A 15,438-nucleotide genomic window follows, 5' to 3' on the forward strand; every position below is an offset into this window, starting at 1 on the left:
GGGCAACGCGGTGTCGGTTGCATAGAGACGGGCGAAGCGTGCCCGCCAACATTGGAGTATCTGTGGGAATCATGAAAAAGCTTCGCCTGGCAGCGTACGCTGCGAGTCTCTTCGCCGTCGCAGGCGTGTTGCCGGCCGCGCCGGCGCAAGCTCAAGGTCTCCCGGCTGGCAACGGCCAGACGGTCGACACGATCGCCGCAGTCGTCAATGACGGCGTGATCACGCAGCGCGAGCTCGACAGCCGCGCCGAAATGATTGCTCACCGGCTGCAGCAGCAAAATGCGCCGGTTCCGCCCGAGGAGCAGTTGCGCGCGCAGGTGCTCAACCAGATGGTGCTCGAGCGCATTCAGCTCCAGAAGGCCAAGGAAGACGGCATCACCGTCGACGACGCCGGCGTGCAGCGCACGCTCGAGCGCCTCGCCCAGGCCAACGGCATGGATCTCGCCACCTATCGCGCGCGCATCGAGGCGGCTGGCGTGCCCTGGACCACCTTCATGCGCGACGCGCGCACCGAGCTCACGCTCTCGAAGCTGCGCGAGAAGGAGGTGGACAGCAAGGTCACGGTGACCGACGCCGAAGTCGCGAACTACATCGCGAGCCAGCGCGGACCGAACGCGGGCCAGTCGAGCGACCTGCATTTCCAGCACATCTTCATCAAGGCGCCGCTGAACGCCTCGGAAACCGACATCGAAGCCGCGCAGGCGAAGGCCAATGCGCTGCTCAAGGAGGCCCAGTCGGGTAGCAAATTCGAGAGCCTTGCGAAGTCGAACTCGCAGGCGAGCGACGCGGGCAAGGGCGGCGACATGGGCTTCCTGCCGCAGACGAAGCTGCCGCCCGAATTCGTGACCGCCGCTTCCACGCTGCGTCCGGGCGAGGTGAACCCCTCGGTGATCCGCACCAGCGACGGCTTCGAGATCGTGCGCCTCGTCGAGCGCCGCCAGGGCCAGGGCACGGCCGCCGACGCGCCCAAGCTCGTGCAAACGCACGTGCGCCACATCCTGCTGCGTGTGGGCGACGGCATGTCCGAGCCCCAGGCGCGCCAGAAGCTGCTCGAAATCCGCCAGGAAATCGGGGCGGGCGGCGACTTCGCCAAATTTGCGCGCACCTACTCGCAGGACGGCTCGGCTTCGCAGGGCGGCGACCTCGGCTGGATCAGCCCGGGCGAAACCGTGCCTGAATTCGAGCGCGCCATGAATACGCTGCAGGACGGCCAGTTGAGCGAGCCGGTACGCACCGAGTACGGCTACCACCTGATCCAGGTGCTGGGCCGCCGCGACGCCGAAGGCTCGATCGCGCAGCAAATGGAACTCGCGCGCCAGGCCATCGGCCAGCGCAAGGCGGAGCAGGCCTACGCCGACTGGCTGCGCCAGCTGCGCGACAGCGCCTACGTCGATTACAAGATCGCGGGCATGACGCCGCCGCACAACTAAGAGTCACACAGGGATCGAGCCATGAACGCCTCCGCATCGTCGTCGCCGGCTCCGCGGAGGGCGGGGCCGATCCGCATTGCCATCACCACGGGTGAGCCGGCCGGCGTCGGTCCCGAGCTGACCGCCGCCGCGCTGGCGGGCGCCTCGGCGCACTGGCCCGACGCGCAGTTCGTCGTCCTCGGCGACAGCGCGCTGCTCGAAGCGCGCGCGCAGGCCGTGAGCGTCGACTGGGCCGCCGTGCTGGCGAACCAGCCCGTGCAGGTCGAGCATGTGGCGCTGGCCACGCCCGCCAAGCCAGGCAAACTCGACCCCGCGAACGGCCGCTATGTGCTGGCGCTGCTCGACCGCGCCATCGACGGCGCGCTGGCCGGCGAATTCGACGCGATCGTCACCGCTCCGCTGCAAAAGAGCACCATCAACGACGCCGGCGTGCCGTTCACCGGCCACACCGAATACCTCGCCGAACGCACGCACACGCCGCGCGTGGTCATGATGCTGGCGGGCACCGGCGCGCGTCCGTTGCGCGTGGCGCTCGCCACGACGCATCTGCCGCTCAAGGACGTGTCGGCGGCGCTCACCGTCGAGGGGCTCGTCGAAACCCTCGGCATCATCGACCACGACCTGCGCCATCATTTCGGCGTGCCGCTGCCGCGCATCCTGGTGACCGGCCTCAACCCGCATGCGGGCGAGAATGGCTACCTGGGGCGCGAGGAGATCGACACGATCTCGCCGGCGCTGGCCGCCGCTGCCGCGCAAGGCATCGACGCGCGCGGCCCGTACCCGGCCGACACGCTGTTCCAGCCGCGCTACCTCAAGGACGCGGACTGCGTGCTGGCTATGTTCCACGATCAGGGCCTGCCGGTCCTGAAATACGCGACGTTCGGCGAAGGCATCAACGTCACGCTCGGCTTGCCGATCGTGCGCACCTCGGTCGATCATGGCACCGCACTCGATCTCGCCGGCACTGGCCGCGCGGACGCGGGCAGCCTGATCGCCGCCCTCGACACCGCCGTTTCGATGGCGCGCCACCGGCGCGCCATCTGATTGATTCCAGAGAAGATGTCCAACAGCAGCAGACAGCACCAGGGCCATTTCGCGCGCAAGCGCTTCGGCCAGAACTTCCTCGTCGACACAGGCGTGATCGATTCGATCGTCGACGTCATCCGCCCGCAGCGCGGCGAGCGCATGGTCGAGATCGGGCCGGGTCTCGGCGCGCTCACCGAGCCGCTCATCGAGCGTCTCGCCACGCCCGAATCGCCGCTGCACGCGGTCGAGCTGGACCGCGACCTGATCGCGCGCCTCACGAAGAAGTTCGGCCCGCTGCTCGAACTCCATGCGGGCGACGCGCTCGCGTTCGACTTCGGCTCGCTCGCGGCGCCGGGCGAGAAGCCCTCGCTGCGCATTGTCGGCAACCTGCCGTACAACATTTCGAGCCCGCTGCTGTTTCATCTCACCAGCTTCGCCGAACGCGTGATCGACCAGCACTTCATGCTGCAGAACGAAGTGGTCGAGCGCATGGTGGCGGAGCCCGGCAGCAAGGCGTTCGGCCGTCTCACGGTGATGCTCCAGTACCGCTACGTGATCGACAAGCTGATCGACGTGCCGCCCGAGTCGTTCCAGCCGCCGCCCAAGGTGGATTCCGCGATCGTGCGCATGATTCCCTACGCGCCGCACGAACTGCCGAAGGTCAACGACGCCGTGCTTGGCGAACTCGTGACGGCGGCCTTCTCGCAGCGCCGCAAGATGCTGCGCAATACGCTCAGCGATTACCGCGAGCGCCTCGATTTCGACGCGTTAGGCTTCGATCTGGCGCGCCGTGCCGAGGAAGTGCCCGTTGAGGAATATGTGAGTCTCGCGCAGGCGCTGGAAGGGGCTGGGGGCGCTTGATGTGCGCGTGGTGCGCCGCCTCGCCGGTGCGCTATCCGCCGCTCAGGCCGCCTCGGCGCGCTGGGCCTCGTAGGCCTTGAGCTGGCTGTAGACGATGCGCAGCACCGAAAGCTCGCTCGACGCGTGCTGTGCCGCGCCGCCGCGCTGGATCAGGTCGCCGAGCACGTGATCGGCCTCGATGCGCGAACCGTTCTGCACGTCGCGCAGCATCGAGGCGGTGAGCAACGAACCCCTGGCGAACAGCATCGCACGCGAACGCTCGAGGAAGCTGTCGCGCACGGCGTGGCCGTGCCCAGCTGCGATCGCGCGGCATTCGGCGAACAGGCGCTCGATGATCGCGGCACCGTCGGACGTGGCGAGAATCGCGCCAATGGGCGCGCGGAAAAGACACGTGCTGCCCGCGAGCGACGCGAGGAACACCCACTTCTCCCACATCTCCTGAAGGATGTGATCGCTCGCCTTCACGTGGAAACCGGCATTGCCGAACTGATCCGCCACGGCTTGCACACGCGGTGAGACGCCGCCGCCGAGTTCGCCGAACGTGATGGCCTGCACGTCGTTCAGATGCACGATCTCGCGCTTGTCGTTGAGCGTGGACGCGATCAGGCAGACGCCGCCCAGCACCGCCTGCGTGCCGAAGCGCGCCTGCAGGACTTCGAGATGACGCATGCCGTTGAGCAGCGGCAGGATCAACGTGTTCGGGCCGACGGCTGCGGCGAACGAATCGATGGCATTGTCGAGGTCGTAGGCCTTGCAGCTCAGCAGCACGAGATCGAACGGTTGAACGCCTTGCGGCTCGAGCGCTTCGCGCGTAACGGTCTTGACGTCGCGCAGCGTGAGATCGCCCGCCGGACTGCGAATGACAAGGCCCGCTTCGTGCAGTTGCGCGGCGCGCGCCTCACGTACCAGAAACGTCACGTCACGCCCCGCAGCGGCGAGCCGGCCGCCGAAATAGCCGCCCGTCGCGCCCGCGCCGACTACCAGAATTCGCATGTCTACTCCTCGTTCTCGCGTTCATCGCGTAGACGCCTGGCTTACGCGCCTTGCTTACGCTTAGTTAGCAAAATTGCCGCGGCAATTTCGGGATGGCGTCCATGCTAGAGCAAATCGGCGTATCTTGCCGGCGCCGGCAGGGCCGGCGCGTTTTTGGTACAGTCCGTTTTTTGACGACGGCAAAACGGAGTACACCATGCGCCTGCTGCACACGATGATCCGGGTCGGCGACCTCGATCGCTCGATCAAGTTCTATACCGAACTGCTCGGCATGAAACTGCTGCGCCGCGAAGACTACCCCGATGGCAAGTTCACGCTGGCCTTCGTCGGGTACACGGACGAGCGCAATGGCACCGTGATCGAACTTACGCATAACTGGGATACGGCTTCGTACGATCTTGGGACTGGCTTCGGCCATCTGGCGGTCGAGGTGGACGATGCCTACGCTGCCTGCGCGAAGATCAAGGAGCAGGGCGGGACGGTGGTGCGCGAAGCCGGTCCGATGAAGCATGGGACCACGGTGATCGCGTTCGTGACCGATCCGGACGGGTACAAGATCGAGTTTATTCAGAGGAAGAAGTAAAGTCTTTCTCGTGGCGGTGTCGGGATTGCCCGATGCCGTCGCTTGAGGCTCATTGAGCATTAAGTCGAATTGGCAATCGTCCGGAATTAAAAAGAAAATATTGGGCGATTTGTGAGAATTTGAATATTCCGTTATCTCTATCTCGTTTTGGATATGAGTGCGGCTATTTGTCGATTGCGCGTCTCATCATTATTGGTGATTGATTTCGTATGTCATTGCCAGGCGCTTGTTTCGGTGGATTTTGGATTGCCGGGACTACCTGGGTGCGATCCCCTACGACTCCATTTCAGACTCTTCCTATATACGTAGAAGTATCGGCGGAAGAAACTCTCTCCCCTGTCATTAAACATGAAACGGATTCGGCAAGGCGCTCCCACGCGCGGGGTAGCCACCTTCGGGCTGGCACGCGCAGGTTGTGCGTATCCGCGCGAGCGTAATCGAATTCGTCGAGCGAGGGAGTGCAGCGTGCAGGCAAGCAACCAGTTTCCGCGTATTTCGTTTCTTATCCTTAGTGGATTCATGGCATCGCTGGACATTTCACGAATCAACCTGCAGTCACTGACGACGAGTCGAGTGCGCCAGCGGTGATGAACCCCGTCTGCAGAGACGCGGCGATCGATTCATTCGTGGAAAGCCCAATGCATCTGCCCGCTCAAGGCAATCCCACCACATCGAGACGCCGCTTTGGCGCACTGATGCGTTTGGTGGACTTTGCTGTGATCGCAGCGTGCGCGTTCATTGCGCTGCGGTTGGAGGCAACAGCGGCTCAGCCCGGCTACGACAACGCGCTTGTCGCCTTCGCACTATTGGCGTCGGTCTTCCTCTTTCCGCTCTTCGGCCTGTATCAGGCCATTCGCAGCCACATCTTCTGGCGCTGCGTTTGCGCGCCTGTAGTCGCCTTGGTGCTCGCTTTCGCCGTCGCATTGCTGATCGCGACCACGTTGCTCGACCCGTATCGACCGGCGGGTGACTGGTTCGTGCGGTGGATGTACCTCTCCGGTCTGGGCCTCGTGATCTGCCGGATCACCGAACGCAGCCTTTGTCTGCGCCGGAAGGAGCAGGGCGCACGTACGCACGCGGTTGCGATCGTCGGCAGCGGGGCGTATTGCGACCACTTGCTGCGCAAGGTCGAAACAATGCCATATTCGATTTACAGCGTGTCGACCATCTTGGACACCGGCCCCGGGACTGCCATGGCGCCCAGCGTCGTACCGGCGTTTCGCGACCGGGAACGGTTTGCCGAATACGTGCGGCATTATTGCGTCGCGGAAGTCTGGCTCGCGTTGCCGCTCTCGGAAGAGAACACGATTCGCGAATTCATCGACCTGTTTCGCAACGACCTCGTGAACATCCGGTTCGTTCCCGATGTCAGTGGCCTGGCGCTTTTCGAAGGTGAAATGGTCAACCTCGACGGCACGTTTGCGATCAACCTCGTGGGTTCACCGTTTTCGTCTGGCGCCCTCGTGTCGAAGGATATTTTCGATCGCGTGTTTGCATTGCTGGCTGTCATCGGGCTGGCTCCAGCGCTTTTCATCATCGCGCTCGCCGTGAAGCTTTCCTCGCCGGGGCCTGTGCTCTTCACGCAGCGTCGCAAAGGTGCGAACGGCAAGGTCTTCAACATCTACAAGTTCCGCAGCATGCGAGTGCATGAAACGGCGCACGGCGTCGTCAGGCAGGCAACCCGTAACGACCCCCGTATTACGCGTATTGGTGCTTTCCTGCGTCGTACGAGTCTCGATGAACTACCGCAATTCCTAAACGTACTGCGCGGCGAAATGTCGGTAGTCGGGCCGCGCCCACACGCCATCGAGCATGACGCGCTCTATCAAAACATCGTGGACGACTATGTTCACCGCTATCGCATCAAGCCGGGAATTACAGGCTGGGCGCAAGTCAACGGCTTTCGCGGCGAAACGGATTCTGTCGAGAAGATGCGGGGCCGCGTCGAACACGATCTCTATTACCTCAGCAACTGGTCCTTCTGGCTCGACATGCGAATCATAGTCGCAACGATCTTCAAGGGACTGGTACATCGCAACGCGTATTGAATAGCCGGAATGTGGACGTGCTGACACGAATCAATCAACCGTCTAGTCGCGCAGGTCGCAGGCAACTGCACGAGGCCGCCGCCCGGCTTGCGACTAGCGCTACTGCAATCGCGCTCTGTGTAGCGCTGGGCGCTTGTGCCATCGCGCCGGGCATGCGCATGCTGGTTTCGCCGGGAACGATTCAAGCCGCGCCGGGCGCCGCCACCGGCACGAATGCCGCGACTGCTTCATCCGAGGCATCTCCAGGCGGCGAAGGCACGCAAGTCGCCAGTGCGACTTCCTCCACGCCCGAAGTGGCCATCACGGAACTCAATGTCGACACCGTAAAGCGCTTCCAGGAAGCGCGGCAGAAGCAGCAACAACAGCAGGTCGATTTGCTTTCGACGACTCCGCAGGCTTACACGATTGGCGCCGGCGACGTGCTCCAGATCGTCGTATGGGACCATCCTGAACTCTCCGCGGCCGTAGGCAGCACGCAGTCGCAAGCCTCCACGCGGCCCGGCGATCCGTTCTCCGGCTTCATCGTCGATCAATCGGGCGACCTCACGTTTCCCTACGCCGGTGCGATGCGCGTTGCCGGACTTCGCACCGAGGAAGTTCAACGCCGCTTGACGACGTCGCTTGGCCGCTATTTCGTCAAACCGCAGGTGACGGTGCGCATGGCCTCCTATCGCGCGCACGAAGTCTATGTGGACGGCGAAGTGCGCAACCCAGGTGTGGTTGCAGTCAATGACGTGCCGATGTCGCTTTATGAAGCGATTTCGCGCGCGGGCGGCTTCGCGGACACGGCCGATCAAAGCGACCTCGTGCTCGTGCGCGACGGCAAATCGCACCGCGTGAATCTCACGCAGATGGTGGCAAGCGGCCTCAGCCCGTCGCGCCTCTATCTCAAGCCGGGCGACATGTTACGGGTCGTCGCGCGCGACGAAAACGACGTCTACGTGATGGGCGAAGTCAACAAGCCGATCTCCGCCATTCCGCGTCGTACGGGGCGTATCACCCTGGCTGACGCCATCGCACAGGCGGGCAGCGTCAATTCGTCTACCGCAGACGCAGCGCAAATGTTCGTCATTCGTGGCGCGTTGAGCGGCAAGCCTGAAGTCTTCCATCTGGATGGTCGTTCGCCGGTGGCAATGCTCGTTGCGAAGGAGTTTGATCTTCAGCCCAAAGATGTCGTGTATGTCGATGGCAATGGCCTTGTCCGCTTCAATCGCGTATTGACGTTGTTGATTCCTGTGATCAACGCGGGCTTGACTGCGGGGGTGATGGCGAAATGATCGAGAGCGTTCTGGTCGTTTGCGAAGGCAACATCTGCCGCAGCCCGTTGGCGTGCGCCATGCTGACGCGTTCGGTCCCGGGCATCACTTTCAGTTCGGCGGGTACGCATGCGCTGACAGGCGAGGGCGCGGACCCGCTCATGATCGAAATGGCGCGCGTTCGTGGCGTGGGACTCGAGGGTCACGTAGCGACGCCGCTTACCGACGAGCGCGTGCGCAACGCCGACCTGATCCTCACCATGACGAAGTTGCAGCGGGAGCATATCGAGCGCGCCTGGCCGTTCGTGCGTGGCAAGGTGTATCGGTTGATCGAAACGGAAGGCGTCGACATCGTCGACCCGTATCGGCGACATCGCGCGACGTTCGACCTCGCGGTTGCACAGATCGAACACGGCGTCGCGCACTGGCGCGACGTCCTCGCAGGACAGCAAGTTAATTGAATCATGACTCTTCTGAAGAAAAATCCGCAGACCAATACCGCGGACGACGATGAAATCGACCTCTCGGAGTTGTTTGCCGTGCTTCGCGAGAACCTTTGCTTGATTGGTATCGTCACGGCAATCGTGTTCGTACCCGGGGCGCTCTACGCGTTTCTCGGCACGCCTGTTTATCGCGCGGATGCGGTGATTCAGGTGGACGACGACTCGGGCATGGGTTCGATCAACGACAAGCTGGGTGACCTGGCATCGCTGTTCCAGTCGAAGGCGACTGCGGACGCGGAAATCGAGTTGATTCGCTCGCGTACCGTGGTAGGCGAGACGGTCGACAAGCTCCATGTCGATATCGACGCGCGTCCCCACTATTTCCCGCTGATTGGTGCGCCGATCGCGCGCTATCGCGCGCAATTCAGCGATGGATTGCTCCCGCCCATGCTCGCGATGAAAAGCTTCGCGTGGGGCGGTGAGCGCATCGGCGTCGCGCAGTTCACCGTACCCGCGGCGCTTTACGAGAAGAAGTTCAAGCTAACGGCCCTTGATGACGAAGCGTTTGAACTCGTTGATCCTGACAACAATGTGGTGCTTCGGGGACGCGTCGGAACGATAGTCAACGGCAGAACGGAGTATGGTCCGATCACGCTCAAGGTGACGTCGTTGCTGGCTCATTCCGGCGCGCGTTTCGATTTGAAGCGCTTCTCGACGCAGCTAACCGTCGCCGAACTCCAGAAAAACCTGGACATTGCCGAGAAGACGAAGCAGTCGGGGATCATCGGCATGAAGCTCGATGGCATCGACGCCCAACGCGTCACGGCTATCGTCAACATGATTGCGAGCCTCTACGTGCAGCGCAACGTCGATCGCAAATCGGCGCAGGCGGAGCAGATGCTCAGCTTCCTTGGTGAGCAGTTGCCGCAACTGCGCGCTGACCTGGACAAGGCGGAAGCTCGTTATAACGCATTTCGGGCGATGTCCGGCGCGATCGATCTCGACGCGCAGGGCAAGCTCCTCCTGCAAACGGTCGTCGATACACAAACGCGTTTGACGGAGCTTCAGCAACAGCGCGCTGACCTTGTCCAGCGATACACGGCATCGCATCCCATGGTCGCGGCGGTGGACGCGCGTATTGCGGAACTGGAGCGCCAGCAGGATCAATACGAGAAGCAGGTGACGGCGCTACCCGACACGCAGCAGCAGGCGCTGCGGCTCATGCGCGACGTGAAAGTCAGTACCGGTCTCTACATGAAACTGCTTGATAGCACGCAGCAATTGCGCGTGCTGAAGGCGGGCCAGCTTGGCAACGTGCGGACGGTCGATTACGCCGTCGTGCCCGAAGCGCCTGTGCGCCCGCTGAAGCTTCTGGTCCTGCCTCTAGCCCTGATGCTAGGTCTGCTGCTTGGGTGTGGGCTCGCGCTCGCACGCCGCATGTTCAAGCGTGGGCTGGAGACCCCGGCGGAAATTGAGCACGCCGTCGATATTCCCGTATACGCAATCATCTCGCACAGCGACAAGGAACTTGCACTGCGTCAGTCCGTGCGCCGCAACCCGACGAGGCCAGCCGTTCTCGCAGCGGCGTATCCAGACGATGTGGCGGTGGAAGGATTGCGCAGTTTGCGTACCGCCATGCAATTTGGGCTACTCAAGCCCGAGAACAACATCGTGATGCTTACCGGGCCGCGGCCGGGCGTCGGCAAATCGTTTGTATCGGTGAACCTGGCAACGGTGCTGGCGGCAACCGGCAAGCGCATTCTACTGATCGATGCCGACATGCGACGCGGCGACGTTCACGTGTACTTCTCCATCAATCGCAAGCCCGGGTTCTCCGAGCTACTGACTGGGCGCGAGGCGAAGGATGTCATTCATCACGAAGCGCTGCCCAACCTGGACGTGGTGACGTCAGGCTCGATACCCGAGCGTCCGGCGGAACTTCTCGTTCGAGAGCGACTTGGCGAAATGCTGAAGGCGCTGGCACAGACATACGACATGGTCATCATCGACTCACCGCCTGTGCTAGCGGTGACCGACGCAGTCCTGATAGGCAAGCACGCAGGCGCCACGCTAATGGTCGTGCGCTATGGGCGCCATTCCGCCGCCGAGTTGCGCGAATGCACGCGCCAGCTTGCGAGCGCTGGCATCGATGTCGATGGCTTTCTGCTGACGGATGTGCCTGGACGTGGCACATCCTACGGCGCGTACTCGAACTACACCAGGAAGTCCAACTAAGACGGGGCGCCGCGTCGCACGAACCGTTTAAGGCAATGCTGATGGAAAAAAATGTACTACTAACATTTGGAACGCGACCAGAGGCGATCAAGATGGCGCCTCTGGTCAAGCGCCTCCAACGCGAGCCGGGCGTTCGGTGTCGGGTGTGCGTTACCGGGCAGCATCGCGAGATGCTGGATCAGGTGCTCAGCTTGTTCGCCGTTGAGCCCGACTTCGATTTGAACATCATGAAGCACGGTCAGGATCTCTACGACGTCACGGCTTCCATTCTGGCGGGCATGCGTGACGTGCTCGAACAAGAGCAACCCGATCTCGTGCTCGTGCATGGCGATACGACCACGACGATGGCGGCAACATTGGCCTCGTTTTATAACCGTACGCCGGTCGCACACGTTGAAGCGGGATTGCGGACTGGGAACCTGCTTTCGCCCTGGCCGGAAGAAGCCAACCGCAAGCTGACGGGCGCGCTCGCGTCGCTTCATTTTGCACCTACTGAAACTGCGCGGGACAACTTGCTGCGCGAAGGCGTTTCGGCGCAATCAATCATTGTTACGGGCAATACCGTCATCGACGCGTTGCTGCACGTGAGAGAGCGCCTCGCGACGGATGCAAAGCTGAACGAGCAAGCACAACATGCTCTCCCGAAACTCGACCCCAAGCGTCCGCTCATTCTGGTAACGGGCCACCGCAGAGAGAGTTTCGGTGATGGCTTCGAACGCATCTGCACGGCGCTCGCGCAAGTCGCGCGGGCGTGGCAGGACGTGGACGTCGTCTATCCCGTTCATCTGAACCCGAACGTGCGCGAACCCGTCAATCGCCTGCTCACCGGAATTGCGAATGTGCATTTGATCGAGCCGCTTGATTATTTGCCCTTCGTCAGCCTCATGGACCGCGCGCATTTGATCCTGACGGATTCGGGCGGAGTCCAGGAGGAGGCTCCCTCGCTGCGCAAGCCGGTGCTCGTAATGCGTGAAACGACCGAGCGCCAGGAGGCAGTCGATGCGGGCGTGGTGCGGCTCGTTGGGACGGACGTAAGCGCAATCGTGCAGGGCGTGACGCACTTGCTGGAAGACGGGAAGGCTTACGCGTCGATGGGCCGCGGCGATAACCCGTACGGGGACGGACACGCATGCGAGCGCATTACGAGTGCGTTGAATGACTGGTGGGGTACCGCCGCTCGCGCGGCGTGAGGACATGAAGAATAGAGGCTTGGCTACCATGAACTTCGAAACGATTTCGGTTGTTGGTCTGGGTTATATCGGCCTCCCCACAGCGGCAGCGTTCGCTGCGCGCCGCAAGAAAGTCATTGGCGTTGACGTCAACCAGCACGCAGTCGACACGATCAACCGCGGCGCCATTCATATTCTCGAGCCGGAACTCGACATGCTGGTTCAGGCGGCGGTATCGCAGGGGTATCTGCGCGCGACGACGCAGCCCGAACCCGCCGACGCATTTCTCATCGCCGTTCCGACGCCGTTTTCGGACGGCCACAAACCCGACCTTTCATACATCGAAGCGGCAAGCCGTGCCGTCGCGCCGGTACTGAAAAAGGGCGACCTGGTTGTGCTCGAATCGACTTCGCCGGTTGGTGCGACCGCGCAAATGTCCGAGTGGATGGCGGGGATGCGTCCGGACCTGACCTTCCCGCAGCAAATGGGAGATGCGTCCGACGTGCGTATTGCACACTGCCCTGAGCGGGTGTTGCCTGGCCACGTGATTCGGGAACTCGTTGAAAACGATCGGGTGATTGGCGGCATGACGGCGCGTTGCAGCGAGGCGGCGCGCGAGCTTTACCAAGTGTTCGTGCGTGGCGAATGCATCGTTACGGACGCCCGAACCGCCGAGATGTGCAAGCTCACCGAGAACTCGTTCCGCGATGTGAATATCGCGTTCGCGAATGAGCTTTCACTGATTTGCGACCGACTGGATATCAACGTGTGGGAATTGATCAAGCTGGCGAACCGGCATCCGCGCGTGAATATCCTCCAGCCGGGGCCGGGCGTGGGCGGGCATTGCATCGCCGTCGATCCGTGGTTCATCGTGGATTCGGCACCTGAGCAGGCTCGTCTCATTCGTGCCGCGCGTACGGTGAACGATGACAAGCCGCATTGGGTTGTCGAGCGTGTGGCGCGCGCAGCGAAGCGCTTTCGTGAGCCGGTGATCGCGTGTCTTGGGCTCGCGTTCAAGGCGAACATCGACGATCTGCGTGAAAGCCCGGCTGTGGAGATTGCGAAGGAACTGGCCCAGCGTTTTCCGGGGCAGGTGGTGGCGGTCGAGCCGAATATTCGCGAACTGCCGGAGGGGTTGCAGGGTGTCCTGCATCTGTGTGATCTGCGTGCCGCGTTAGCTGAGGCCGATGTGATTGTGATTCTGGTCGATCACTCGCAGTTCAAACAGGTCGATCCGGTCCGGTTGCAGGCGAAGGTGGTGATTGATACGCGTGGGGTGTTGGCGTGAACGGAGAGCAAGCGTTTTCACCGCGCAATCAGACCGCAAATGGATAAGGCAGGATGCTCGCCGCGAATCCTGGGCGCAGCGGGACGGATGGCGCGAGCGCCGCGCCTCAGCCGCAACTTGTTCGCGATGATCGCGTGGCAGGTTGGCAATTACCTCGTGCCGCTGGCAACGTTCCCGTATCTCACGCGCATGCTCGGGCCGACGAATTTCGGCATCCTCAGCTATGCGTCGGCCATTGCTGTCTACGGTGTGCTGTGGACGGACTGGGGCTTCAACCTCAGTGGGCCGCGTGCGATCGTGGAATGCCGCGGCGACAAGGCCGCCATCAACGAACTGATCTGGTCGATCATCTTCGCGAAGGCGCTGCTTTGTCTTGTTTCTCTGCTCGCGCTGGGCATCGCGATGCGCTTCGACAGGCACGCCGCCGCCGCGCTACCCGTCGTGCTGATGTCGTGGATCACCGTCGTGAGCAACGTGTTCACGCTCAACTGGGTGCTGCAAGGGCTGGAGCGATTTTCGCTGTTCGCGGTGGTGTCGCTGGCGGGGCGCTTCGCGACCCTGCCGCTGATCTTCGTATTCGTCAAATCAGCTGACGACATTGCGATCGCGGCGGCGATTCAGGCGCTTGCACCCTGCCTGACGGGTCTCTTCTCGCTGCTGATGGTACGCCCACTCGGGCTGCTGGGCCTGCCGGGCCGAGCATGGCGCTCGGCGGCACGGTCAAGACCGTGGGAAACATGGTGCCCGCCCAGATCAATACCGTGTTGTATCCGCGGGTGTCGGCGCTGATGCTGGACAGGCCGAGGTCCGCGGCGAAACTCACGGCGCTTGGCGCCGCCGCAACGCTCGCCATCACTGGCGCGGGCGTGCTTGCCGTCACCGCGCTCTCGGGCTACGTGACGAGCGTAATTCTCGGGCGCGGCTTCGGCGCGGCGGCGCCGGTGTTGACATTGCTCTGCCTCGCGACGGTGTTCGGCAATCTCGCCTATCTGCTCGGCCTCCAGGTGCTGGTGCCGTTCACGAACGGCAAGTTGAGGTCGATCGTCATGCTGCTCGCGGGCATCCTCAACATTGGATTGTCGTGCGCGCTGATTCCGCGCTTCGGCGCACGCGGCGGCGCGTGGGCGTTGCTGATCGCCGAGGCGGTGATCTTCACGGTGTTCGTCCTGGTAATCGCGAGATCGACCCGCATGCGGGCGCATTTCACACAATTGCTGAGGGCATGAATGGCAGCAAGATTTCCGGTCATGATCGTTTCGCTTGCGCGCTCGGGGCGGCGCGAGCGCATCGCAGAGGTGATGTCTAGATATGGCGTTGATTTTTCGTTTATTGACGCGATCGATGCCCGGCGTTTCGAGAGCGACGAACTCGCCCGTCTTTACGACGACTCGGCGGCGCGCTCGCGCTACCGGCGAGCGCTGACCCGGGGCGAGGTGGCGTGCTTCCTCAGTCATCGGCTGCTTTGGCAGCGCGTCGTAAGTGGCGGCAGGAGCGTGATCGTGCTCGAAGACGACGCGTTGCTGGATCACGCGTTCTTCGCGAAGGTGTTGACGTGGCCCGAGGGCCCGCTTGCGCGCATTGCCGACGTCGTGCTGCTGGGGCGGTCGAAGCTGAGCCGATCAAGCGCGGCGCGCGCGTACCTCTACGAGCCGCTCAAGCGAGCCAAGCGCATCGACGGCATGCGGATTGGTACGCCCTTCAAGCAATGGACTTCGGGTTCTGTCGGCTACTGGATCTCGCCGCGCGGCGCGATGCTCGCGCTGGCTCATACGGAAGGGCCGGTGCGGGCGCTACTCGACGACTGGCCGTGGCATCGTGACGACGGCGCAATGATCATCAAGGAACTGCGGCCCTACGTGGTATGGGAGGCGTTCGAATCACTGGCGAGCGACCTGGAAGGCGAGCGCATCCGCCTTGCGCCGACGAGAGCCCGATGGCGCGATTGCCTGCTCGAGCCCTTGCGCACAGTGAGACTCATCGCGCGCTGGACAGTCGCGGCGGTGATTCGCCTCGTCGAGTCTGCCGGTGGCAGCGGCAAGCGGCACGGCGGCGCGCAATGATTGACTCGGCAGTCCCGATGCGCGAATCACGCGCGGGCGCTTGGGA

The 15,438-nt window shown here is 62.7% G+C and carries 14 protein-coding genes; 13 read left to right on the top strand and 1 reads right to left on the bottom strand.

The window, feature by feature from the left end; genetic code table 11:
- The first annotated feature begins 62 nt into the window (after positions 1-62).
- The 3 genes from M3A49_RS36995 to rsmA are packed head-to-tail and all read left to right on the top strand — an operon-like array spanning position 63 to position 3,317.
- Positions 63-1,430: a peptidylprolyl isomerase gene (locus M3A49_RS36995; RefSeq protein ID WP_266233270.1), complete on the top strand. Its 1,368-nt coding sequence runs from the start codon at positions 63-65 to the stop codon at positions 1,428-1,430.
- Positions 1,431-1,451: 21 nt separating this feature from the next.
- Complete coding sequence (gene pdxA / locus M3A49_RS37000; protein WP_266233271.1) at positions 1,452-2,474, top strand: 4-hydroxythreonine-4-phosphate dehydrogenase PdxA; 1,023 nt, start codon at positions 1,452-1,454, stop codon at positions 2,472-2,474.
- A 15-nt stretch (positions 2,475-2,489) separates the two neighbouring features.
- Positions 2,490-3,317 carry a 16S rRNA (adenine(1518)-N(6)/adenine(1519)-N(6))-dimethyltransferase RsmA gene (gene rsmA / locus M3A49_RS37005; protein ID WP_266233272.1) on the top strand — a complete coding sequence of 276 codons (828 nt, stop codon included), beginning with the start codon at positions 2,490-2,492 and terminating at the stop codon, positions 3,315-3,317.
- 42 nt (positions 3,318-3,359) lie between these two features.
- Here the strand turns inward: rsmA and panE are convergent, their stop codons facing one another.
- Positions 3,360-4,310 carry a 2-dehydropantoate 2-reductase gene (gene panE, locus M3A49_RS37010; protein ID WP_266233273.1) on the bottom strand — a complete coding sequence of 317 codons (951 nt, stop codon included), beginning with the start codon at positions 4,308-4,310 and terminating at the stop codon, positions 3,360-3,362.
- A gap of 196 nt (positions 4,311-4,506) precedes the next feature.
- Between panE and gloA the strand changes: the two genes are divergently transcribed.
- The 10 genes from gloA to M3A49_RS37060 all read left to right on the top strand — a co-directional run bounded on the left by gloA (position 4,507) and on the right by M3A49_RS37060 (position 15,392).
- Entirely contained in the window at positions 4,507-4,893 is a 387-nt protein-coding gene (gene gloA, locus M3A49_RS37015) for a lactoylglutathione lyase (RefSeq protein WP_266233274.1), read from the top strand.
- A 638-nt stretch (positions 4,894-5,531) separates the two neighbouring features.
- Positions 5,532-6,941 (top strand): undecaprenyl-phosphate glucose phosphotransferase, encoded by a 1,410-nt coding sequence (locus M3A49_RS37020; RefSeq protein WP_416339090.1) that lies wholly within the window; start codon positions 5,532-5,534, stop codon positions 6,939-6,941.
- A gap of 152 nt (positions 6,942-7,093) precedes the next feature.
- Positions 7,094-8,218 carry a polysaccharide biosynthesis/export family protein gene (locus M3A49_RS37025; RefSeq protein ID WP_266233275.1) on the top strand — a complete coding sequence of 375 codons (1,125 nt, stop codon included), beginning with the start codon at positions 7,094-7,096 and terminating at the stop codon, positions 8,216-8,218.
- Positions 8,215-8,658 carry a low molecular weight protein-tyrosine-phosphatase gene (locus M3A49_RS37030; RefSeq protein WP_266233276.1) on the top strand — a complete coding sequence of 148 codons (444 nt, stop codon included), beginning with the start codon at positions 8,215-8,217 and terminating at the stop codon, positions 8,656-8,658. The genes M3A49_RS37025 and M3A49_RS37030 overlap by 4 nt, the downstream gene beginning before the upstream one ends.
- A 3-nt stretch (positions 8,659-8,661) precedes the next feature.
- Positions 8,662-10,875 (top strand): polysaccharide biosynthesis tyrosine autokinase, encoded by a 2,214-nt coding sequence (locus tag M3A49_RS37035; protein WP_266233277.1) that lies wholly within the window; start codon positions 8,662-8,664, stop codon positions 10,873-10,875.
- Between the two features lie 41 nt (positions 10,876-10,916).
- Positions 10,917-12,065 (top strand): non-hydrolyzing UDP-N-acetylglucosamine 2-epimerase, encoded by a 1,149-nt coding sequence (wecB, locus tag M3A49_RS37040; protein ID WP_266233349.1) that lies wholly within the window; start codon positions 10,917-10,919, stop codon positions 12,063-12,065.
- A gap of 28 nt (positions 12,066-12,093) precedes the next feature.
- Complete coding sequence (gene wecC / locus M3A49_RS37045) at positions 12,094-13,332, top strand: UDP-N-acetyl-D-mannosamine dehydrogenase (RefSeq protein WP_266233278.1); 1,239 nt, start codon at positions 12,094-12,096, stop codon at positions 13,330-13,332.
- A 39-nt stretch (positions 13,333-13,371) separates the two neighbouring features.
- Positions 13,372-14,121 (top strand): oligosaccharide flippase family protein, encoded by a 750-nt coding sequence (locus M3A49_RS37050; RefSeq protein WP_266233279.1) that lies wholly within the window; start codon positions 13,372-13,374, stop codon positions 14,119-14,121.
- Positions 14,121-14,558 (top strand): polysaccharide biosynthesis C-terminal domain-containing protein, encoded by a 438-nt coding sequence (locus M3A49_RS37055; protein WP_266233280.1) that lies wholly within the window; start codon positions 14,121-14,123, stop codon positions 14,556-14,558. The genes M3A49_RS37050 and M3A49_RS37055 overlap by 1 nt, the downstream gene beginning before the upstream one ends.
- Positions 14,559-15,392, top strand: a complete 834-nt coding sequence (locus M3A49_RS37060) for a glycosyltransferase family 25 protein (protein WP_266233281.1) — start codon at positions 14,559-14,561, stop codon at positions 15,390-15,392. It abuts the gene before it with no gap.
- Positions 15,393-15,438 lie beyond the last annotated feature (46 nt).

The organism is Paraburkholderia sp. CNPSo 3076 (assembly GCF_026343935.1).
GTDB classification, from domain to species: Bacteria; Pseudomonadota; Gammaproteobacteria; order Burkholderiales; family Burkholderiaceae; genus Paraburkholderia; species Paraburkholderia nodosa.